Genomic DNA, 19,329 nt, shown 5'->3' with positions numbered 1-19,329 from the left:
ATGCAACTCAATCCCTCTGAGATCAGCGAGCTGATCAAGAGCCGGATCCAGGGCCTTGAAGCGAGCGCGGACGTTCGCAACCAGGGCACCGTGATCTCCGTGACCGACGGTATCGTGCGTATCCACGGCCTGTCGGACGTGATGCAGGGCGAAATGCTCGAATTCCCGGGCAACACGTTCGGCCTCGCGCTGAACCTCGAGCGCGACTCGGTCGGCGCCGTTATTCTCGGTGAGTACGAGCACATCACGGAAGGCGACATCGTCAAGACGACGGGCCGCATTCTCGAAGTGCCGGTCGGCCCGGAACTGATCGGCCGCGTGGTCGATGCACTCGGCAACCCGATCGACGGCAAGGGTCCGGTCAACGCGAAGATGACCGACGCGATCGAAAAGATCGCCCCGGGCGTGATCTGGCGTAAGTCGGTGTCCCAGCCGGTGCAGACGGGTCTCAAGTCGATCGACGCCATGGTGCCGATCGGCCGCGGCCAGCGCGAGCTGATCATCGGCGACCGTCAGTGCGGCAAGAGCGCCGTGGCTGTCGACGCGATCATCAACCAGAAGGGCAAGGACCTCATCTGTATCTACGTCGCGATCGGCCAGAAGGCTTCGTCGATCATGAACGTGGTGCGCAAGCTCGAAGAAACCGGCGCGATGGCTTACACCATCGTCGTGGCGGCTTCGGCTTCGGAATCGGCCGCGATGCAATACCTCGCGCCGTACGCCGGCTGCACGATGGGCGAATACTTCCGCGATCGCGGCCAGGACGCGCTGATCGTCTATGACGACTTGACCAAGCAAGCGTGGGCATATCGTCAGATTTCGCTGCTGCTGCGCCGTCCGCCGGGCCGCGAAGCATATCCGGGCGACGTGTTCTATCTGCACTCGCGTCTGCTGGAACGTGCTGCTCGCGTCTCGGAAGAGTACGTCGAGAAGTTCACTAACGGCGAAGTGAAGGGCAAGAGCGGCTCGCTGACGGCACTGCCCGTCATCGAAACGCAAGCCGGCGACGTGACCGCGTTCGTTCCGACGAATGTGATCTCGATTACCGACGGCCAGATCTTCCTCGAAACCGACCTGTTCAACGCCGGTATCCGCCCTGCGATCAACGCGGGCGTGTCCGTGTCGCGCGTCGGTGGTGCGGCTCAGACCAAGGTCGTGAAGAAGCTGTCGGGCGGTATCCGTACCGACCTCGCACAGTATCGTGAACTGGCAGCGTTCGCGCAGTTCGCGTCGGACCTCGACGAAGCCACCCGCAAGCAGCTCGAGCGCGGCCGCCGCGTGACGGAACTGCTGAAGCAGCCGCAGTACCAGCCGCTGCAGGTGTGGGAGCTGTCGGTGGCGTTGTTCGCGGCCAACAACGGCTATCTCGACGATCTGGAAGTTGCGCAGGTGCTGCCGTTCGAAAAGGGCATGCGCGAATACCTCAAGACGAGCCATGCCGATTTGATCAAGCGCATCGAAGACAACAAAGACTTGTCGAAGGACGACGAAGGCGCACTGCATGCCGCGCTGAAGGACTTCAAGAAGTCGGGCGCTTATTGATCGGGACAGAGGAGCAACGCGCGGCGCATCACTGAATGAACGTCGCGCGGCTTCGATCAAGGAGTAAGCAATGGCTGGAATGAAGGAAATTCGCGGCAAGATCAAGAGCGTGCAAAACACGCGAAAGATCACGAAAGCGATGGAAATGGTCGCCGCATCGAAGATGCGCCGCGCCCAGGAGCGCATGCGTTCCGCCCGTCCGTATGCCGACAAGGTCCGCGCAATCGCCGCGCACATGAGCGCAGCGAACCCCGAGTATCGTCACCCGTTCATGGTGAAGAACGAAGGCGCGAAGACGGCCGGCCTGATCCTCGTCACGACTGACAAGGGTCTGTGCGGCGGCATGAACACGAACATCCTGCGTGCGTCGCTGACCAAGATCAAGGAACTCGACCAGTCGGGCGTGTCCGTTGAAGCGTCGGCAATCGGCGGCAAGGGGCTCGGCTTCCTGAACCGGTTGCGCGCCAAGGTCGTGTCGCAAGTCACGCAACTGGGCGACACGCCGCATCTGGAAAAGCTGATCGGCGCGATCAAGGTGCAGCTCGACCTGTATTCGGAAGGCAAGATCAACGCGGTGTACCTGGCGTACACGCGCTTCGTCAACACGATGAAGCAGGAAGCGGTGATCGAGCAGTTGCTGCCGCTGTCGGTCGATGACCTTCATCAGAAGGGTGCGGACGGCGAGACGCCGAAGACGTCGTGGGACTACATCTACGAGCCGGACGCTCAGACGGTGGTGGACGATTTGCTCGTGCGCTACGTGGAAGCGCTCGTGTATCAGGCGGTCGCGGAAAACATGGCGTCGGAGCAATCGGCGCGCATGGTCGCGATGAAGGCCGCGTCCGACAACGCGAAGAGCGTGATCAACGAACTGCAGCTCGTCTACAACAAGAGCCGCCAGGCCGCGATTACGAAAGAATTGTCGGAAATCGTCGGCGGCGCCGCAGCGGTCTGACGGCCGCTTGAAAGAACACAGTATCTAAAGGAAATGCGATGAGTACTACTGCTTTGGTAGAAGGCAAGATCGTACAGTGCATCGGCGCCGTTATCGACGTGGAATTTCCGCGTGCGCAAATGCCGAAGATTTACGACGCGCTCATTCTGGAAGGCACCGAACTGACGCTCGAAGTCCAGCAGCAGCTGGGCGACGGCGTGGTGCGCACCATCTGTCTGGGTGCATCCGACGGCCTGCGCCGCGGCACGATGGTCAAGAACACGGGCAAGCCCATCAGCGTGCCGGTCGGCAAGCCGACGCTCGGCCGCATCATGGACGTGCTCGGCCGTCCGATCGACGAAGCCGGTCCGATCACGTCGGAAACCACGCGCTCGATCCACCAGCACGCGCCTTCGTTCGACGAGCTGTCGCCGTCGACCGAACTGCTCGAAACCGGCATCAAGGTTATCGACCTGATCTGCCCGTTCGCGAAGGGCGGCAAGGTCGGTCTGTTCGGCGGTGCAGGCGTGGGCAAGACCGTGAACATGATGGAACTCATCAACAACATCGCGAAGGAACACGGCGGTTACTCCGTGTTCGCGGGCGTGGGTGAGCGTACCCGTGAAGGGAACGACTTCTATCACGAAATGAAGGACTCGAACGTTCTGGACAAGGTCGCGCTGGTGTACGGCCAGATGAACGAGCCGCCGGGCAACCGTCTGCGCGTCGCGCTGACCGGTCTGACGATGGCTGAGCACTTCCGTGACGAAGGCCTCGACGTGCTGTTCTTCGTCGACAACATCTACCGTTTCACGCTGGCGGGTACGGAAGTGTCCGCTCTGCTCGGCCGTATGCCTTCGGCAGTGGGCTATCAGCCGACGCTGGCTGAAGAAATGGGCAAGCTGCAAGAGCGCATCACGTCGACGAAGACCGGCTCGATCACGTCGGTTCAGGCCGTGTACGTCCCTGCGGACGACTTGACCGACCCGTCGCCGGCTACGACCTTCGGCCACCTGGACGCAACCGTCGTGTTGTCGCGTGACATCGCCTCGCTCGGTATTTATCCGGCAGTGGACCCGCTCGATTCGACCTCGCGTCAGATCGACCCGAACGTGATCGGCGAAGAGCACTACTCGATCACGCGCGGCGTTCAGCAGACGCTGCAGCGCTACAAGGAACTGCGCGACATCATCGCGATTCTGGGCATGGACGAACTGTCGCCGGAAGACAAGCTGTCGGTCGCGCGCGCTCGTAAGATCCAGCGTTTCCTGTCGCAGCCGTTCCACGTTGCTGAAGTGTTCACGGGTTCGCCGGGCAAGTACGTGCCGCTGAAGGAAACCATTCGCGGTTTCAAGATGATCGTCGAAGGTGAATGCGATCATCTGCCGGAGCAGGCGTTCTACATGGTCGGCACGATCGACGAAGCCTTCGAAAAGGCCAAGAAGATCCAGTAAGGATTGGGGGTATCGCTACTGCGGACGTTCGCTGCCGCGTAGGCAGCTGACAGACGTTGGCGCACCGTGCTTTAGAGTGGTGTTTAGCGATACCTTGCGTCCTCCCCGCGCAGGGGAGATAGACCCCAGGAGTCGACACATATGGCAACCATCAAGGTAGACGTCGTCAGCGCGGAAGAGCAAATCTTCTCGGGCCAGGCGAAGTTCGTCGCGCTGCCGGGCGAAGCGGGTGAGCTGGGCATTTTGCCGGGCCACACGCCGCTCATCACGCGTATTCGTCCGGGCGCGGTGCGCATCGAGGCGGAAGACGGCACGGAAGAGTTCGTGTTCGTGGCTGGCGGAATTCTCGAAATCCAGCCGGGCATCGTGACCGTTCTCGCCGATACCGCCATCCGCGGCGCCGATCTCGACGAAGCGAAGGCCGAGCAGGCGAAGAAGCGCGCCGAGGAAGCGATTCAAAACAACACCTCGGAGCTCGAATACGCCACGGCGCAAGCCGAACTCGCGTATGCGACCGCTCAGCTCGCGGCAATCCAGCGTCTGCGCAAGGCGCACGCGAAGCATTAAGCAGCGCTAGCAACACGCTTCGTAAGCAGTTGAAGAAAGCAGCCTTCGGGCTGCTTTTTTTATGCGCGCGGCTTTGCCTGCAAAACTGCATATCGAACATGCGAAGCGCCGCTGATCGCTCAAGCGCTTGATTCAAAGCGGTTTCCGAAATCCGCTGCGGGTAACACTCAATGCCCGCACGTTCGACCGGCGTGCACAATGGCCTTCCAATGAGCCTACATTCGGCGGAGACCATCGATGGCAACTGAACCGACGCAGGCCGGCGCGCAGATCGAACCACGCGACGGGCTTTCCTATGTCCGCGGCGCGACCGATATTCCCTTGAGTGACGCAACCGTGTCGCGCTTCCTGCTCGACACCGTCGGCCGATTTTCGGACCGGCCGGCAGTCGTGTTCCGCGAGCAGGGCATCCGCTGGACGTGGCGCGAGTTCGCCGATCAAGTCGATGTGCTCGCGAGCGGCCTGCTGGAACTCGGAATCGAAGCGGGTGATCGCGTCGGCATCTGGTCGCCGAATCGCGTGGAATGGCTGCTGACGCAGTTCGCGACCGCGCGCATGGGCGCGATCCTCGTCAACATCAATCCGGCGTATCGGCTGGCGGAACTCGAGTACGCGCTGAACAAGGTCGGTTGCAAGGCGATCGTCGCGGCGGAACAGTTCAAGACGTCGAAGTATCTGGAGATGCTTCAGACGCTCGCGCCCGAACTCGCCGATGCCGAGCCGAACGCGCTGCACGCAGCGCGGCTGCCCGAACTTCGCACGGTGATCCGCATGGGCGACACCGCCACGCCCGGCATGCTGAATTTCGATGACGTGATGCGCCAGGGCCGCGCTGCCCTCGACACAGCCCGGCTCGACGCGCTGGAAGCGAAGCTGTCCCCCGACGACGCGATCAACATCCAGTTCACGAGTGGCACGACGGGCAATCCGAAGGGCGCGACGCTCACGCATCGCAATATCGTCAACAACGCGCGATACATCGCGATGGCGATGCGCCTCACCGAACAAGACTCGCTGTGCATCCCGGTGCCGCTGTATCACTGCTTCGGCATGGTGCTGGCGGTGCTCGCGTGCGTCTCGACCGGCGCCGCGATGATCTTCCCCGGCGAAGCGTTCGATCCCGTCGCGACGCTCGCCGCCGTCCACGAGGAAAAATGCACCGCGCTGCACGGCGTGCCGACGATGTTCATCGCCGAACTCGATCACCCCGACTTCGCGAAATACGATCTCAGCCGATTGCGCACCGGCATCATGGCGGGCTCGCCGTGTCCGATCGAAACGATGAAACGCGTCGTTTCCACGATGCATCTGGCGGAAATCACGATCGCGTACGGCATGACGGAGACGAGTCCCGTGTCGTTCCAGAGTTCGACGACGGACCCGCTCGACAAGCGCACGACGACCGTCGGCCGCATTCAGCCGCATCTCGAAGTGAAGATCGTCGATCCGCTCGGCGAGATCGTGCCGGTCGGCGAGACGGGCGAACTCTGCACGCGCGGCTATTCGGTGATGAAGGGCTACTGGGGCGACGACGCTAGGACGCGCGAAGTGATTATCGACGGATGGATGCACACCGGCGACCTCGCGACACTCGACGCGGATGGCTACTGCAATATCGTCGGCCGGCTAAAGGACATGGTCATTCGCGGCGGGGAGAATGTTTATCCGCGTGAAATTGAAGAATTCCTGTTTCGGCATCCGAAGATCCAATCGGTGCAAGTGTTCGGCGTGCCCGACGAAAAGTACGGCGAGGAAGTCTGCGCGTGGATCGTGGTGCGGCCCGGCGAACAGGCAAGCGAGGACGATATCCGCGCGTTTTGCCAAGGACAGATCGCGCATTACAAGATTCCGCGCTATATCCGCTTTGTCGACGAGCTGCCGATGACCGTGACCGGCAAGGCGCAGAAGTTCGTGATGCGGGCGCGCATGATCGATGAACTGAAACTTGCCGAAGCCAAAACCGCGTGAAAGCGGCGATGTCGCGCGGCGGAAAAGACAAAGGGAGCGCGTTGCGCTCCCTTCTGTCATGGAACGAACGTCGGGCGCGCGAGGCGCAAACGTTTGTTCAAGCGAAAAAAAAGCGGGCCTGGAGCCCGCTAAAAACCACACGCTACGGGGTTAGCGCGAGGAGACCAACTGTGGGAGACTTCGATACCAAATCGAAGAACGATCCCAACACGGATGCCCCTGAAAAGAGCTTCGAACCTTGCCGACCATCGAGACACGCGATATTTGCACTGCGCGCCCGATCCCATCCGTGTTGAAACCGTTTCAACAGATTGTGGGCGAATTGAATCCGGATCGCCGTAACAAAGTGTTTCAGGTTGTAACTCACCCATAGGGAATTGTGATTAAACATTCTCGCGCCAAATCTGCATTCGTCGTTCAAATGTTGTCTTTTATTCAGGGCAATTATTCTGTTGCCTGCGATTATCGGCAAAATGCGATTTTTTGGGTCAGCGGCCTTTAACCGATTCGTACGAGAAATAGCACGTGCGGACGGATGAAAATCGATTTCACGCTCGGATTACGCTCGTTTCTTTCATCAAAAACCAATCCTGGAGACTTGCATGACCATCGACGCAGCCTTGCTCCGCTATTACCGGGGAGTCGCAGAAGCGTTCCCGCCGCTCGGACCGGACGCCAGCGCGCCCACCATACGCCAGCGGTTCAGGGACGTAGCGCAAGCCTACGCGCGCGAGCGTGACGACGCGGTGACCGTCGAGGACATTGACATTGTTTTACAAAGACGGACGCTTGCCGCGCGTATTTACAAGCCGAAGGCGACCTCCGGCCCGCTACCGTTACTTGTGTATTTCCACGGCGGCGGCTGGGTGGTCGGCGACCTCGATACCCACGACGCGCTCGTAGCCCGTCTCGCGCGCGACGCGCAGTGTGCCGTGGCGAGCGTCGATTATCGCCTCGCGCCCGAGCATCCGTTTCCCGCGCCCTGCGATGACGCCCTCGACGCGCTGATCTGGTTCGCGGAGCATCGCTCGCGGATGGGGTTCGCAACCGACCGTCTGGGCGTCGGCGGCGACAGTGCGGGCGCGCATCTGGCCGTCGTCGCGGCGCGCGGTGCGAACGAGCGCGTGGCGGGACTCATCGGCTTGCAACTGCTGCTTTACCCGGTGATGCGTCGGCAATTCGAGAGCGCAAGCTGCATCGCCAACGCGAACGGGCCGGGTCTCACCAACGACGAGATGAAGTGGTACTGGACGCAATTGCTGTCCGGCGTCGCGCCCGGCGATCACGACGTGCGCGCCTTCCCGCTCGCCGAGCCGTTCGAGCGCACGCCGGCACGGGCGCTGATCGTCGCGGCCGCCCACGATCCGCTGTACGACGACGCCTTCGAGCTTCAGCGCTTCCTCGAAACGAACGGCGGCCGCGTCGAAATGATCGATGCCACAGACATGACGCATGGCTTCGCGCGGCTGCACACGCAATCGGAAGCGGCGCTCGGCTGGTTCCGCAAGGCTGGTGAACGCGCAGGCGAACTGCTGCGCGCCGAGCGATAGGCGATTACTTCAGCCACTTGTCGACGACCGCCTGAAACTCGCCGGTCGATCGCGCGAGGTGCAGCCATTGATCGACATACTGCTGCCACGCGATATCCCCGCGTGGCAGCAGATAAGCCTTCTCGCCGAACTGGAACGGCTTATCGGGATGCACCGAGCACAGGCCGGGATTTAGCTTCTGCTGGAGCAGCGTTTCGGACGCATCGGTGACCATGACATCGGCGTGGCCGTCGAGGATCTGCTTGAAGATCGTCACGTTGTCGGGGTACTCGATCAACTGCGAGTGCGGGAAGAACTGCTTCGCGAAGCGCTCGTTGGTGCCGCCGGGATTGACGATCGTCCGCACGCCCGGCTGATCGATCGCCGCGACGGTCTGGTACTTGTCGACATCGGCGCAACGCACGATCGGCGTCTTGCCGTCTTCCATGTAAGGCGCCGTGAAGAACGCGCGTTTTTGGCGATCGAGCGTCGTCGAGACGCCGCCCACCGCGATATCGCATTTCGCGACGAAGTCGTTCATCAGGTTCGACCACGACGTTTTCACGTACTCGGCCTTCGCTCCGAGCGACTTCGCGAGGTTGTCCGCGAGATCGATATCGATGCCTTCGAACTGCCCGTCCGGCCGCAGGAACGTGTACGGCTTGTAGTCGCCGGTGGTGCAGACGCGCAGCGTGTGACGCGCGATGATGTCGTCGAGCCGGGATGCCGTTGGCGCAGACGGCGCGGACGCGGCCTGCGCGACGCTGCCGGCCTGAACCGTCTGGGCGTGCGCGACGCCCGATGTGGAAAGCGACCACGCAAAGGCACACGCGGCGAGACAGAAGGACGTGCGTTTCATCGATGCTCCTGAGTTGTTGTAATGGCGATGAGGCGGCCATCGATGATAGCGAGCACGCGGGCGTCTGAACATCGTCTCGAAAATAGGCGCGCCGTGCGGATTTGCCGCCGCGCTGCCGCGAAAACGGGCAGCCGGTCCGGTAGAATGGACGATTCTCTTCTGGCTTCAGCACCGAGCGACGTGGCACAGACTCTTCTCAACGACACTTTCCTGCGTGCGCTGCTGCGCCAGCCGACCGACTACACGCCGATCTGGCTCATGCGCCAGGCGGGCCGCTATCTGCCCGAATACAACGCCACGCGCGCGCGCGCCGGCAGCTTTCTCGGGCTGGCGAAGAATCCGGATTTCGCGACGGAAGTGACGCTGCAGCCGCTCGAACGCTTTCCGCTCGACGCCGCCATTCTCTTCTCCGACATTCTGACCGTCCCCGACGCGATGGGTCTCGGTCTGAACTTCGTGCAGGGCGAAGGTCCGCGCTTCGAGCGCACCGTGCGCACCGAAGACGACGTGAAGCGCCTGGCCGTGCCGGACATCGACGCGACGCTGCGCTACGTCACCGACGCCGTGCGCCAGATCCGCCGTGCGCTCACCGACGCGCAGGGCCGCCAGAAAGTGCCGCTGATCGGCTTCTCCGGCAGCCCGTGGACGCTCGCCTGCTACATGGTGGAAGGCGGCGGTTCGGACGACCATCGCACGGTGAAGTCGATGGCTTACGCCCGGCCGGACCTGATGCACCGCATTCTGGATGTGAACGCCCAAGCCGTGACCGCGTATTTGAATGCGCAGATCGAAGCGGGCGCGCAAGCCGTGATGATCTTCGACACATGGGGCGGAGCGCTCGCGGATGGCGCGTATCAGCGCTTTTCGCTCGACTACATCGCGAAGGTGGTCGCCGGCCTGAAGCGCGAGCACGACGGCGCACGCGTGCCGGTCATCACGTTCACGAAGGGCGGCGGGCTGTGGCTCGACGAGATCGCCGCGACCGGCGTGGATGCGGTCGGCCTCGACTGGACGATGAACCTCGGCGTCGCGCGCGAGCGTGTAGGCGACCGCGTGGCGCTTCAGGGCAACATCGATCCCTCGGTGCTGTTCGCGCCGCCCGAGACCATTCGTGCCGAGGCGCGCGGCGTTCTCGAAAGCTTCGGGAATTTTCCGGGCCACGTCTTCAACCTCGGCCACGGCATTTCGCAATTCACGCCGCCCGATCACGTCGCCGAACTGGTCGACGAAGTTCACCAGCACAGCCGTAAAATGCGCGCGGCGCAATGAAGCTGAAATGATGCTGCGGTGCAGCGTCGGCCGCATCGCCCGTGGTTCGCGGCGCACCGGGATGTCAAGATCGACTTATGCACATTTTGTTCGTTGCGTCGCGCCATCAGACATATGGACGCACGTGGCCAATAAAGCGCCTCTATTCGCGCTTCAAGTATCTGATTTCTAACAACTTTAACGAGCCTTGTCCGGAATGTGGGCAAACGCACATAAGCGATTCGTGACATTCCTTTCGGCCGCGCCGCGCGGACTTCTCAACAAAGTTATCCACAGGCCTGTGGAAAGCGCGGGAAATCCAAAAATAATCGGCTACTTACGGCCGATTGTGATGTTTCACTTTAACTTCGTTTCGCGACGGCCTGTCGCACCGTGTGCAAGTTTCACGGCGAGCTTTCTCGCCAACGCCGCACGATGACCGACGTTTTCGTGCGCGTTGCCATCGATCAGCCGATGCCCGTGCTGTTCGACTACCGCTATTCGCTGCCCGCCGATCCGATCGCCGGAAAGCTCGTGCTCGTGCCGTTCGGACGGCGCGAGGTCGTCGGGCTGATCTGCGAAGTTCTATCGACGACGGACGTTCCCGCGAACAAGCTGCGCGACGTCAGCAACATCTGCGTCGACTGCCCACCGCTTTCCGCGCAATGGATCGCGCTGGCGAGTTTCGCGGCGGACTACTATCAGCGCGGACTCGGCGAGGTCGCGTTGCCGGCGCTGCCGCAGGCGTTGCGCGATGCATCGCGCTGGGAACGGCTGCTCGCGGTGGAGGAGCGCTTCAGCCTGCTGCCGGCCGGACGCGCCGAAATCCACGATGTCTTGCCCGCGCGCGCGACCGCCTTGCGTCGGCTGGCGGATGCGCTCGCGGCGGAAAAGTCGCTCGGCCTGTCCGATGCCCGCGCGCTGCATCCGAAAGCCGCCGCGATCTTCGACGAGTGGCTCGCGCGCGGCTGGATCGAGCGGGCTGCGGCTGAAACGCCGCCGCCGCATGAATCGCCGACCGGCGCAGCGCAGCTTCCCCATCTGACCGACGAACAACGCGACGCCGTGACGGCCATTGCCGGCGCGCAAGGTTTCGCGCCGTTCCTGCTGCATGGCGTGACGGGCAGCGGCAAGACCGAGGTTTATCTTCACGCGCTTGCCGAAATGCTGTCCGCGCAGCCGGATGCGCAGGCGCTCGTGCTCGTGCCGGAAATCAACCTGACGCCGCAGTTCGAAGCGGCGTTTCGCGCGCGATTCGCGGCGCTCGCGGCGGGTTCCATCGTCACGATGCACAGCGGCCTCGCGGAAGGCGAACGCGCGCGGAACTGGCTCGCGGCGCATACCGGGAGCGCGCGGATCGTCCTGGGAACGCGGCTCGCGATTCTCGCGTCGCTGCCGAAGCTCGAAATGATCGTCGTCGATGAGGAACACGATCCCGCGTACAAGCAGCAGGAAGGCTTGCGCTATTCCGCGCGCGATCTGGCCGTGTATCGCGCGAAGCAACTGGATATTCCGGTGGTGCTCGGGTCCGCGACGCCATCGCTCGAAACCTGGTGGCAGGCCGAGCAGGGCCGCTACACGCGTCTCACGCTCACGCGACGCGCCGTTGCCGACGCGGCGCTGCCGGTGGTGCGCCTCGTCGATCTGGAAGAAGAGCGGCAGCGTGGCCGCGCATCGGTGGAAGGACTGTCGGGGCCGCTGATCGCCGCGCTGAAGTCGCGGCTCGAGCGCGGCGAGCAAAGCCTCGTGTTCCTGAATCGCCGCGGCTACGCGCCGATCCTTTCCTGCGAAGCGTGCGGCTGGGTCGCGGGCTGCCCGCGCTGCAGCGCCTACGCCGTGCTGCACAAGCCCGAGCGCGCGTTGCGCTGCCACCATTGCGGCTGGGAATCGCGTATTCCGAAGTCGTGCCCGGAGTGCGGCAACATCGATATCGCGCCGATGGGACGCGGCACGCAGCGCGTCGAAGAGACGCTCGCGAGCGTGGTGCCGGGCGCGCGCGTGTTGCGCATCGACGCCGACAGCACGCGCCGCAAGGGCAGCGCCGAGGCGCTTTTCTCCGATGTCCACGCCGGCGAAGTCGATATCCTCGTCGGCACGCAGATGATCGCGAAGGGACACGACTTTCGCCGCGTGACGCTGGTCGGCGTGCTGAACGCCGACACCGCGCTGTTTTCGCACGACTTCCGCGCGAGCGAGCGGCTTTTCGCGCAGCTCACGCAGGTCAGCGGCCGCGCGGGCCGCGCCGGTCTGCCGGGGGAAGTGCTGATCCAGACGCGCTATCCGCGTCACGCGCTGTATCTCGCGTTATCGCGGCAGGACTACGTCGGATTCGCCAACGCGACGCTCGCCGAGCGCCGCGACGCGCGCCTGCCGCCGTTCGTCTATCAGGCGATGCTGCGCGCCGAAGGCCGCACGCTCGAGGCGGCCATCGCGTTTCTCGAAGAAGCGGCGGCGGCGTTTGCGCCCTTGCCGGGCGCGGACCGCGTGACGGTCTACGATCCGGTGCCGCTCACCATCGTGAAAGTATTCAACGTGCATCGCGCGCAATTGTTGCTGGAAAGCGGATCGCGGGCCGCGCTGCAGTCCGCGTTGCGCGCGTGGCAACCGGTCCTGCGCTCGCTCAAGGGCGTGTTGCGCTGGAACGTGGAAGTCGATCCGCTCGACGTCTGAGCTCGCTCAGACCTTCGCGCCCGACCGCTCGCCTTGCGCGGGCGCCGTTTCCGGGCGCGATTCATCGACCGCATCCGTGCGCGCCGACGCCCCGCGCACGAACAGCACGACGCAGATCGCGAAAATGATCCAGGCGCCGACAACCCACATCCAAGTACTCATGCTCCTCTTCTCCCCGTAAGCCCCAAGCCGCGTCGTTGGCGGGCGTCGCCTTTATATCGGCTCCGGAGTCGCATTTACTTAGGGCTTTGTCCCAAAAAACTTGAGTTAGGGAAACTACTAGGCAATTTCCGCCATCCGCCAGCCGGCGGGCGAATGGCGCAAAGCCTTGTGGGATAACGCTCTGAACGGGGTGCAACCATCTCGGAAACATCGGTTGCACCTTTTAAATCAGCGGGGTACGATTCGCCAACTTTTTGGTCTCTGGCCGGGTGGGCACGACCGGCAAACGAAGGAAATATGGCGAGCACAACCCTTGGCGTGAAAGTCGACGATTTGCTGCGGTCCCGGCTGAAAGACGCCGCCACGCGACTGGAACGCACCCCGCACTGGCTCATCAAGCAGGCGATCTTCGCCTATCTCGAACGCATCGAGCATGGCCAGCTTCCGCCGGAACTGTCGGGCGTGAACGGCGCATCGGATCTGAACGACGCCGCTTCCGTCGACACCGACGAAGACGGCGCACCGCACCCCTTTCTGGATTTCGCGCAGAATGTGCAGCCGCAATCGGTGCTGCGCGCGGCGATCACGGCGGCGTATCGCCGGCCGGAGCCGGAGTGCGTGCCGTTCCTGATCGGCCAGGCGCGTCTGCCCACCACCGTCGCCGCCGACACCGAAAAGCTCGCGACGAAGCTCGTCGAAGCGTTGCGCGCGAAGAGCACGGGCGGCGGCGTCGAAGGGCTGATCCACGAGTTCTCGCTGTCGAGCCAGGAAGGCGTCGCGCTGATGTGCCTCGCCGAAGCGCTTCTGCGCATTCCCGACCGCGCGACCCGCGACGCGCTCATCCGCGACAAGATCAGCAAGGGCGACTGGCGCTCGCACATGGGCCAGGCGCCGTCGCTCTTCGTGAACGCGGCGACGTGGGGCCTGATGATCACTGGCAAGCTCGTGACGACGAACAGTGAAGCGGGCTTGTCGTCGGCGCTGACGCGCATGATCGGCAAGGGCGGCGAACCGCTGATCCGCAAGGGCGTCGACATGGCGATGCGTCTGATGGGCGAGCAGTTCGTCACCGGCGAGACGATTTCCGAAGCGCTCGCGAACAGCCGCAAGTTCGAAGCGCGCGGTTTCCGCTACTCCTACGACATGCTCGGCGAGGCCGCGACGACGGAAGAAGACGCGCAGCGCTACTACGCGTCCTACGAGCAGGCGATTCACGCGATCGGCAAGGCGGCGGGCGGGCGCGGCATCTACGAAGGCCCGGGCATTTCGATCAAGCTCTCGGCGCTGCATCCGCGTTATTCGCGCTCGCAGCAGGAGCGCACGATGACCGAACTGCTGCCGCGCGTGCGCGCGCTCGCGCAACTGGCGCGCCGCTATGACATCGGCCTGAACATCGATGCTGAAGAGGCCGATCGTCTCGAATTGTCGCTCGATCTGCTCGAAGCGCTGTGCTTCGATCCCGAACTCGCGGGCTGGAACGGAATCGGTTTCGTGGTGCAGGGATACCAGAAGCGCTGCCCGTTCGTGATCGACTATCTGATCGATCTGGCGCGCCGCAGCCGTCATCGCCTGATGATCCGTCTCGTGAAGGGCGCGTACTGGGACACCGAAATCAAGCGCGCGCAAGTCGACGGTCTCGAAGGCTATCCGGTCTACACGCGCAAGATCTACACGGACATCTCGTATCTCGCGTGCGCGAAGAAGCTGCTCGCAGCTCCTGACGCGGTGTATCCGCAATTCGCGACGCACAACGCGTTCACGCTGTCCGCCATCTATCACCTCGCGGGGCAGAACTACTATCCCGGCCAGTACGAGTTCCAGTGCCTGCACGGCATGGGCGAGCCGCTTTACGAAGAAGTCACCGGCCGCGACAAGCTGAACCGCCCGTGCCGCGTGTACGCGCCGGTCGGCACGCACGAAACGCTGCTCGCATATCTCGTGCGGCGTCTGCTGGAGAACGGCGCGAATACGTCGTTCGTGAACCGCATCGCGGATGAATCGATTCCGGTCAAGGATCTCGTGCAGGATCCGATCGACGAAGCGATGAAGATCGTTCCGCTCGGCGCGCCGCACGCGAAAATTCCGCTGCCGCGCCAGCTCTACGGCAACGAGCGCCTCAATTCGATGGGCCTCGATCTGTCGAATGAGCATCGGCTGGCGTCGCTGTCATCGGCGCTCTTGGCGAGCGGCAATCATCCGTGGCAAGCCGCGCCGATGCTCGAAGGCGGCACGGCCGTCCACGGCGTCGCGCGCGACATCCGCAATCCGGCGGATCATCGCGATGTGGTCGGCGCGGTGATCGAAGCATCGTCGGAACAGGTGAGCGCCGCGCTTGCGAACGCGGTGGCTGCCGCGCCGATCTGGCAAGCGACGCCCGTCGAAGACCGCGCCGACTGCCTCTCGCGCGCCGCCGATCTGCTCGAAGCGCAAATGCACACGCTGATGGGCCTCATCATTCGCGAGGCGGGCAAGTCGCTGCCGAACGCGATCGCGGAGATTCGCGAAGCCGTCGATTTCCTGCGCTACTACGCGTCGCAGATTCGCGCGGAGTTTTCGAACGACACGCATCGTCCGCTCGGGCCGGTGGTCTGCATCAGCCCGTGGAATTTCCCGCTCGCGATCTTCATGGGCCAGGTCGCGGCAGCGCTCGCGGCCGGTAATCCAGTGCTCGCGAAGCCCGCGGAACAGACGCCGCTGATCGCCGCGCAAGCCGTGCGGATTCTGCGCGAGGCCGGCGTGCCGGCGGGCGCGGTCCAACTGCTGCCGGGCGATGGCGAAACCGTCGGCGCGGCGCTCGTCGCCGATGCGCGCACGCGTGCCGTCATGTTCACCGGCTCGACGGAAGTCGCGCGGCTCATCAACAAGACGCTGTCGGAAAGACTCGATCCCGAAGGCCGTCCGATTCCGCTGATCGCCGAAACCGGCGGCCAGAACGCGATGATCGTCGATTCGTCGGCGCTCGCGGAGCAGGTCGTCGCGGACGTGATGCAGTCGTCGTTCGATTCCGCCGGTCAACGCTGCTCGGCGCTGCGCGTTCTTTGCCTGCAGGACGACGTCGCGGACCGCACGCTCGAAATGCTGACCGGCGCGATGAAGCAGCTCGCCGTGGGCAATCCGGACCGGCTGTCGGCGGATGTCGGCCCGGTCATCGATATCGACGCGAAGCGCAGCATCGACGCGCACATCGCATCGATGCGCGAGAAGGGCCGCAAGGTCGTGCAACTGCCGCTGCCGGAAGGCTGCGCGCAAGGCACGTTCGTGCCGCCGACGCTCATCGAACTGGACAGCATCGACGAGTTGAAGCGTGAAGTCTTCGGGCCGGTGCTGCACGTGGTGCGTTATCGCCGCGCGTCTCTTGATAAACTCCTCGACCAAATTCGCACGACGGGTTACGGACTGACGCTCGGCATCCATACGCGAATCGACGAAACCATCGCGCATGTGATCTCGCGGGCGCACGTGGGCAACATCTACGTGAACCGCAATGTGATCGGCGCGGTGGTCGGCGTGCAGCCGTTCGGCGGCGAAGGTTTGTCGGGCACGGGTCCGAAAGCGGGCGGCGCGCTGTACCTGCAGCGTCTCCTCGCCAAGCGCCCGACCGGCTTGCCGAAGTCGCTCGCGAGCACGCTCGTCGTCGATGAAACCGCATCCGCCGATACGCCCGCCGCCGCCCTCACCGCATTGCGCGACTGGGCCATCGGCGAGCGCGATCCGCAGACCGCCGCGCGTTGCGACGGCTATCTGCAGCACGTGCTGGCGGGCGCGACCGCCGTGCTGGCCGGGCCGACCGGCGAGCGCAACACGTACACGCTGAGCGCGCGCGGCACGGTGCTGTGCGTGGCGTCGACGGAAAGCGGGGCGCGCGCGCAGTTCGCCGCCGTGCTGGCGACGGGCAACAAGGCGCTCTTCGCGGGATCGGCGGGCGAGCAGCTGGTCGCGTCGCTGCCGGCGTCGCTGAAGGCGCATGCAGCGGTGAAGAAGGATCCCGCAGCCGGCTTCGATGCCGTGCTGTTCGAAGGCGACAGCGACGAACTGCTGTCGCTCGTGAAGGAAATCGCCAAGCGCCCCGGGCCGATCGTATCGGTGCAGGGCGTCGCGGCGGGGGCCTTCGCCGACGCTGGCCACGACGGCGAAGACTACGCGCTCGAACGTCTGCTGACGGAACGCTCGGTGAGCGTGAACACGGCGGCGGCGGGCGGCAATGCGAATTTGATGACGATCGGTTGAGACGTTCGCGGCGCTCGGTTCAACAAATTCAAACAAACGGCAGCCGGCACGGCGATCCCGGCAGAAGCTGCCATCCACACTGGTACTAGGAGAAGCTATGAAGTACACGATGAACAAGCTGGCGGCAGCCCTGACGCTCGCCGGCCTGTCGCTGGCGGGGACCGCGTTTGCTCAGCAAGCCGAGGACGTGAAGGTCGGTTTCGCCGGCCCGATGACCGGCGCGCAAGCGCACTACGGCAAGGACTTCCAGAACGGCATCACGCTCGCGGTCGAAGAGTTCAACGCGACGAAGCCGGTGATCGGCGGCAAGCCGGTTCGTATCGTGCTGGATTCGGCGGACGACCAGGCCGACCCGCGCACGGGCACGACCGTCGCGCAGAAGCTGGTGGACGACGGCATCAAGGGCATGCTCGGCCACTTCAACTCGGGCACGACCATTCCGGCATCGCGCATCTACGCGAACGCGGGCATTCCGCAGATCGCGATGGCGACCGCGCCGGAATACACCACGCAAGGTTTCAAGACCACGTTCCGCATGATGACCTCGGACACGCAGCAGGGTTCGGTCGCGGGCGAGTTCGCGGTGAAGACGCTGAAGGTCAAGAAGATCGCTATCGTCGATGACCGCACGGCATACGGCCAGGGTCTCGCCGACCAGTTCGAGAAGGCGGCGAAGGCGGCGGGCGGCACTATCGTCGTTCGCGAATTCACGAACGACAAGGCTGTCGACTTCAAGGCGATTCTGACCAAGATCAAGTCGACGAATCCGGACCTCGTGTACTACGGCGGCGCCGATTCGCAAGCCGGCCCGATGGTCAAGCAGATGAAGACGCTCGGCTTCCGCGCACCGCTGATGGCGGGCGAAATGGTGAAGACCGACACGTTCCTCAAGATCGCGGGCGACGCGGCTGACGGCACGGTGGCATCGCTGGCTGGCCTGCCGATGAACGAAATGCCGGGCGGCGCGGCATACGAAGCGAAGTACAAGAAGCGCTTCAACGAAGACGTGCAGACGTACTCGCCGTACGCCTACGACGGCGCAATGGCCATGTTCGACGCGATGAAGGCCGCGAACTCGACGGACCCGGCGAAGTATCTGCCGGTGCTCGCGAAGACCGACATGCAGGGCGTGACGGCGAAGCATCTGTCGTACGACGCGAAGGGCGACCTGAAGAACGGCGGCATCACGCTGTACAAGGTCGTCGGCGGCAAGTGGACGACGCTGCAAAGCGTGGGCGGCAAGTAAGCGCCACGCTTCAGGCTTCAGGGCTTGATCGGAACGGCCCGGTTCGCGCAAGCGGCCGGGCCGTTTTGCCTTTCCGAAGAAGCGCAATTCAATCCGACGCCTTCTCGCCGCGCTTATACCCGGTGACCATCGCGCGAATGAGGCCCTCGCGCGTCCACAGCGTCATGAGCACCGCCGCCGCGACGTGCACGCACACGCAGACTTCGATGATCAGCGAAAGCCACGTATGAATCTCCTGCGGCCAGTCTTCGCCCCAGAAGGCGTCGAGCCGCATGAGCCATCCCGACACGCCGAGCGCGAGAATGAGAAACCACAGAAAGAGCGCCATCAGGCCGCCAAGCGGATTGTGCGACCGATGATGCTCCGGCCTGCCAGCCGCGAGCGAGCGCACATAAGTCCGCAGCCGCGCGGGCGTCGGCCACCAGGCGGAGAAGCGCGCATTCGCCGAGCCGACGAAGCCCCACACGATGCGCGCAATCACGAGTCCCGCCGCGACATAACCGAGCAGCCGATGCGTGGCATCGGTCGGTCCGAACAGGTTCCACACAACGATGCCCGCCACCGTCCAGTGCGTGAGCCGGACCCAGATGTCCCACGTTTTTACGCGCATCGGCATGAGAGACGGCGCGCTCAGTCGACTTCGGACTTCACGACATCGAGCGTTTTCGTGTCGTAGTAAATCTCGACTTTCTTGCCGTCCTTGTCGTGACCGTAGATTTCGTAGCAGTTGCCGTCGACCTTGAACTTGCGGATCTTGTAGCCCTGCGACTCGATCTTCGCCTTCGCGTCCGATTCCTTCATCCACTCGCTTTTCGGATGCGCCGCGCAATCGGCCTTCGCGAACGCCGCGCCCGACAAGCTCAACGCCAATGCAACCGCAAGAATCTTAAGCATCGCTAACTCCCGGTGTTTTCGAGCGGATC

General features: G+C 63.6%; 14 protein-coding genes. 10 read left to right on the top strand and 4 right to left on the bottom strand.

Features of this window, described 5'->3' with window-relative positions; translation table 11 throughout:
• The 6 genes from atpA to AWB72_RS00760 all read left to right on the top strand — a co-directional run bounded on the left by atpA (nt 1) and on the right by AWB72_RS00760 (nt 8,015).
• Nucleotides 1-1,542, top strand: coding sequence for a F0F1 ATP synthase subunit alpha (gene atpA, locus AWB72_RS00785; RefSeq protein WP_040052832.1), 1,542 nt, complete (start codon nt 1-3; stop codon nt 1,540-1,542).
• Between the two features lie 70 nt (nt 1,543-1,612).
• Entirely contained in the window at nt 1,613-2,497 is an 885-nt protein-coding gene (gene atpG, locus AWB72_RS00780; protein WP_040052833.1) for a F0F1 ATP synthase subunit gamma, read from the top strand.
• Between the two features lie 38 nt (nt 2,498-2,535).
• Nucleotides 2,536-3,930 carry a F0F1 ATP synthase subunit beta gene (atpD, locus tag AWB72_RS00775; RefSeq protein WP_040052834.1) on the top strand — a complete coding sequence of 465 codons (1,395 nt, stop codon included), beginning with the start codon at nt 2,536-2,538 and terminating at the stop codon, nt 3,928-3,930.
• A gap of 141 nt (nt 3,931-4,071) precedes the next feature.
• Entirely contained in the window at nt 4,072-4,497 is a 426-nt protein-coding gene (locus AWB72_RS00770) for a F0F1 ATP synthase subunit epsilon (RefSeq protein WP_008352481.1), read from the top strand.
• A 237-nt stretch (nt 4,498-4,734) separates the two neighbouring features.
• Nucleotides 4,735-6,465: an AMP-binding protein gene (locus tag AWB72_RS00765; protein ID WP_087127765.1), complete on the top strand. Its 1,731-nt coding sequence runs from the start codon at nt 4,735-4,737 to the stop codon at nt 6,463-6,465.
• 602 nt (nt 6,466-7,067) lie between these two features.
• Complete coding sequence (locus tag AWB72_RS00760; protein WP_087127764.1) at nt 7,068-8,015, top strand: alpha/beta hydrolase; 948 nt, start codon at nt 7,068-7,070, stop codon at nt 8,013-8,015.
• A gap of 4 nt (nt 8,016-8,019) precedes the next feature.
• Here AWB72_RS00760 and AWB72_RS00755 read toward each other — a convergent pair whose 3' ends face one another.
• Entirely contained in the window at nt 8,020-8,853 is an 834-nt protein-coding gene (locus tag AWB72_RS00755; protein WP_040052837.1) for a transporter substrate-binding domain-containing protein, read from the bottom strand.
• A 180-nt stretch (nt 8,854-9,033) separates the two neighbouring features.
• Here AWB72_RS00755 and hemE point away from each other — a divergent pair, with 180 nt between their 5' ends.
• Nucleotides 9,034-10,122 (top strand): uroporphyrinogen decarboxylase, encoded by a 1,089-nt coding sequence (hemE, locus tag AWB72_RS00750; protein ID WP_040052838.1) that lies wholly within the window; start codon nt 9,034-9,036, stop codon nt 10,120-10,122.
• A gap of 414 nt (nt 10,123-10,536) precedes the next feature.
• Entirely contained in the window at nt 10,537-12,771 is a 2,235-nt protein-coding gene (locus AWB72_RS00745) for a primosomal protein N' (RefSeq protein WP_040052839.1), read from the top strand.
• A 6-nt stretch (nt 12,772-12,777) separates the two neighbouring features.
• Here AWB72_RS00745 and AWB72_RS28800 read toward each other — a convergent pair whose 3' ends face one another.
• Entirely contained in the window at nt 12,778-12,933 is a 156-nt protein-coding gene (locus tag AWB72_RS28800; RefSeq protein WP_159459335.1) for a hypothetical protein, read from the bottom strand.
• Nucleotides 12,934-13,230: 297 nt separating this feature from the next.
• Here AWB72_RS28800 and putA point away from each other — a divergent pair, with 297 nt between their 5' ends.
• Nucleotides 13,231-17,160, top strand: coding sequence for a trifunctional transcriptional regulator/proline dehydrogenase/L-glutamate gamma-semialdehyde dehydrogenase (gene putA / locus AWB72_RS00740; protein ID WP_040052840.1), 3,930 nt, complete (start codon nt 13,231-13,233; stop codon nt 17,158-17,160).
• Between the two features lie 97 nt (nt 17,161-17,257).
• Entirely contained in the window at nt 17,258-18,406 is a 1,149-nt protein-coding gene (locus tag AWB72_RS00735) for a branched-chain amino acid ABC transporter substrate-binding protein (RefSeq protein ID WP_040052841.1), read from the top strand.
• An 88-nt stretch (nt 18,407-18,494) separates the two neighbouring features.
• Here AWB72_RS00735 and AWB72_RS00730 read toward each other — a convergent pair whose 3' ends face one another.
• Nucleotides 18,495-19,016 carry a cytochrome b/b6 domain-containing protein gene (locus tag AWB72_RS00730; RefSeq protein ID WP_040052891.1) on the bottom strand — a complete coding sequence of 174 codons (522 nt, stop codon included), beginning with the start codon at nt 19,014-19,016 and terminating at the stop codon, nt 18,495-18,497.
• Between the two features lie 20 nt (nt 19,017-19,036).
• A complete protein-coding gene (locus AWB72_RS00725; RefSeq protein WP_040052842.1) occupies nt 19,037-19,300 on the bottom strand; it encodes a PepSY domain-containing protein in 264 nt (87 codons plus the stop codon).
• Between the last annotated feature and the right edge of the window lie 29 nt (nt 19,301-19,329).

The organism is Caballeronia concitans, from assembly GCF_001544615.1.
In the GTDB taxonomy this organism is placed as follows: Bacteria; Pseudomonadota; Gammaproteobacteria; order Burkholderiales; family Burkholderiaceae; genus Caballeronia; species Caballeronia concitans.
Note: the sequence above shows the minus strand (reverse complement) of the source record. Positions and strands in the feature narration are given on the sequence as shown.

What these genes read in the sequence shown, in the direction of transcription:
- AWB72_RS00770 (WP_008352481.1), top strand. Translation starts at nt 4,072, where the DNA reads ATGGCAACCATCAAGGTAGACGTCGTCAGCGCGGAAGAGCAAATCTTC.
- AWB72_RS00765 (WP_087127765.1), top strand. Translation starts at nt 4,735, where the DNA reads ATGGCAACTGAACCGACGCAGGCCGGCGCGCAGATCGAACCACGCGAC.
- AWB72_RS00730 (WP_040052891.1), bottom strand. Translation starts at nt 19,016, where the DNA reads ATGCGCGTAAAAACGTGGGACATCTGGGTCCGGCTCACGCACTGGACG.
- atpA (WP_040052832.1), top strand. Translation starts at nt 1, where the DNA reads ATGCAACTCAATCCCTCTGAGATCAGCGAGCTGATCAAGAGCCGGATC.
- putA (WP_040052840.1), top strand. Translation starts at nt 13,231, where the DNA reads ATGGCGAGCACAACCCTTGGCGTGAAAGTCGACGATTTGCTGCGGTCC.
- atpD (WP_040052834.1), top strand. Translation starts at nt 2,536, where the DNA reads ATGAGTACTACTGCTTTGGTAGAAGGCAAGATCGTACAGTGCATCGGC.
- atpG (WP_040052833.1), top strand. Translation starts at nt 1,613, where the DNA reads ATGGCTGGAATGAAGGAAATTCGCGGCAAGATCAAGAGCGTGCAAAAC.
- AWB72_RS00735 (WP_040052841.1), top strand. Translation starts at nt 17,258, where the DNA reads ATGAAGTACACGATGAACAAGCTGGCGGCAGCCCTGACGCTCGCCGGC.
- AWB72_RS00755 (WP_040052837.1), bottom strand. Translation starts at nt 8,853, where the DNA reads ATGAAACGCACGTCCTTCTGTCTCGCCGCGTGTGCCTTTGCGTGGTCG.
- AWB72_RS00725 (WP_040052842.1), bottom strand. Translation starts at nt 19,300, where the DNA reads ATGCTTAAGATTCTTGCGGTTGCATTGGCGTTGAGCTTGTCGGGCGCG.
- AWB72_RS00745 (WP_040052839.1), top strand. Translation starts at nt 10,537, where the DNA reads ATGACCGACGTTTTCGTGCGCGTTGCCATCGATCAGCCGATGCCCGTG.
- AWB72_RS00760 (WP_087127764.1), top strand. Translation starts at nt 7,068, where the DNA reads ATGACCATCGACGCAGCCTTGCTCCGCTATTACCGGGGAGTCGCAGAA.
- AWB72_RS28800 (WP_159459335.1), bottom strand. Translation starts at nt 12,933, where the DNA reads ATGAGTACTTGGATGTGGGTTGTCGGCGCCTGGATCATTTTCGCGATC.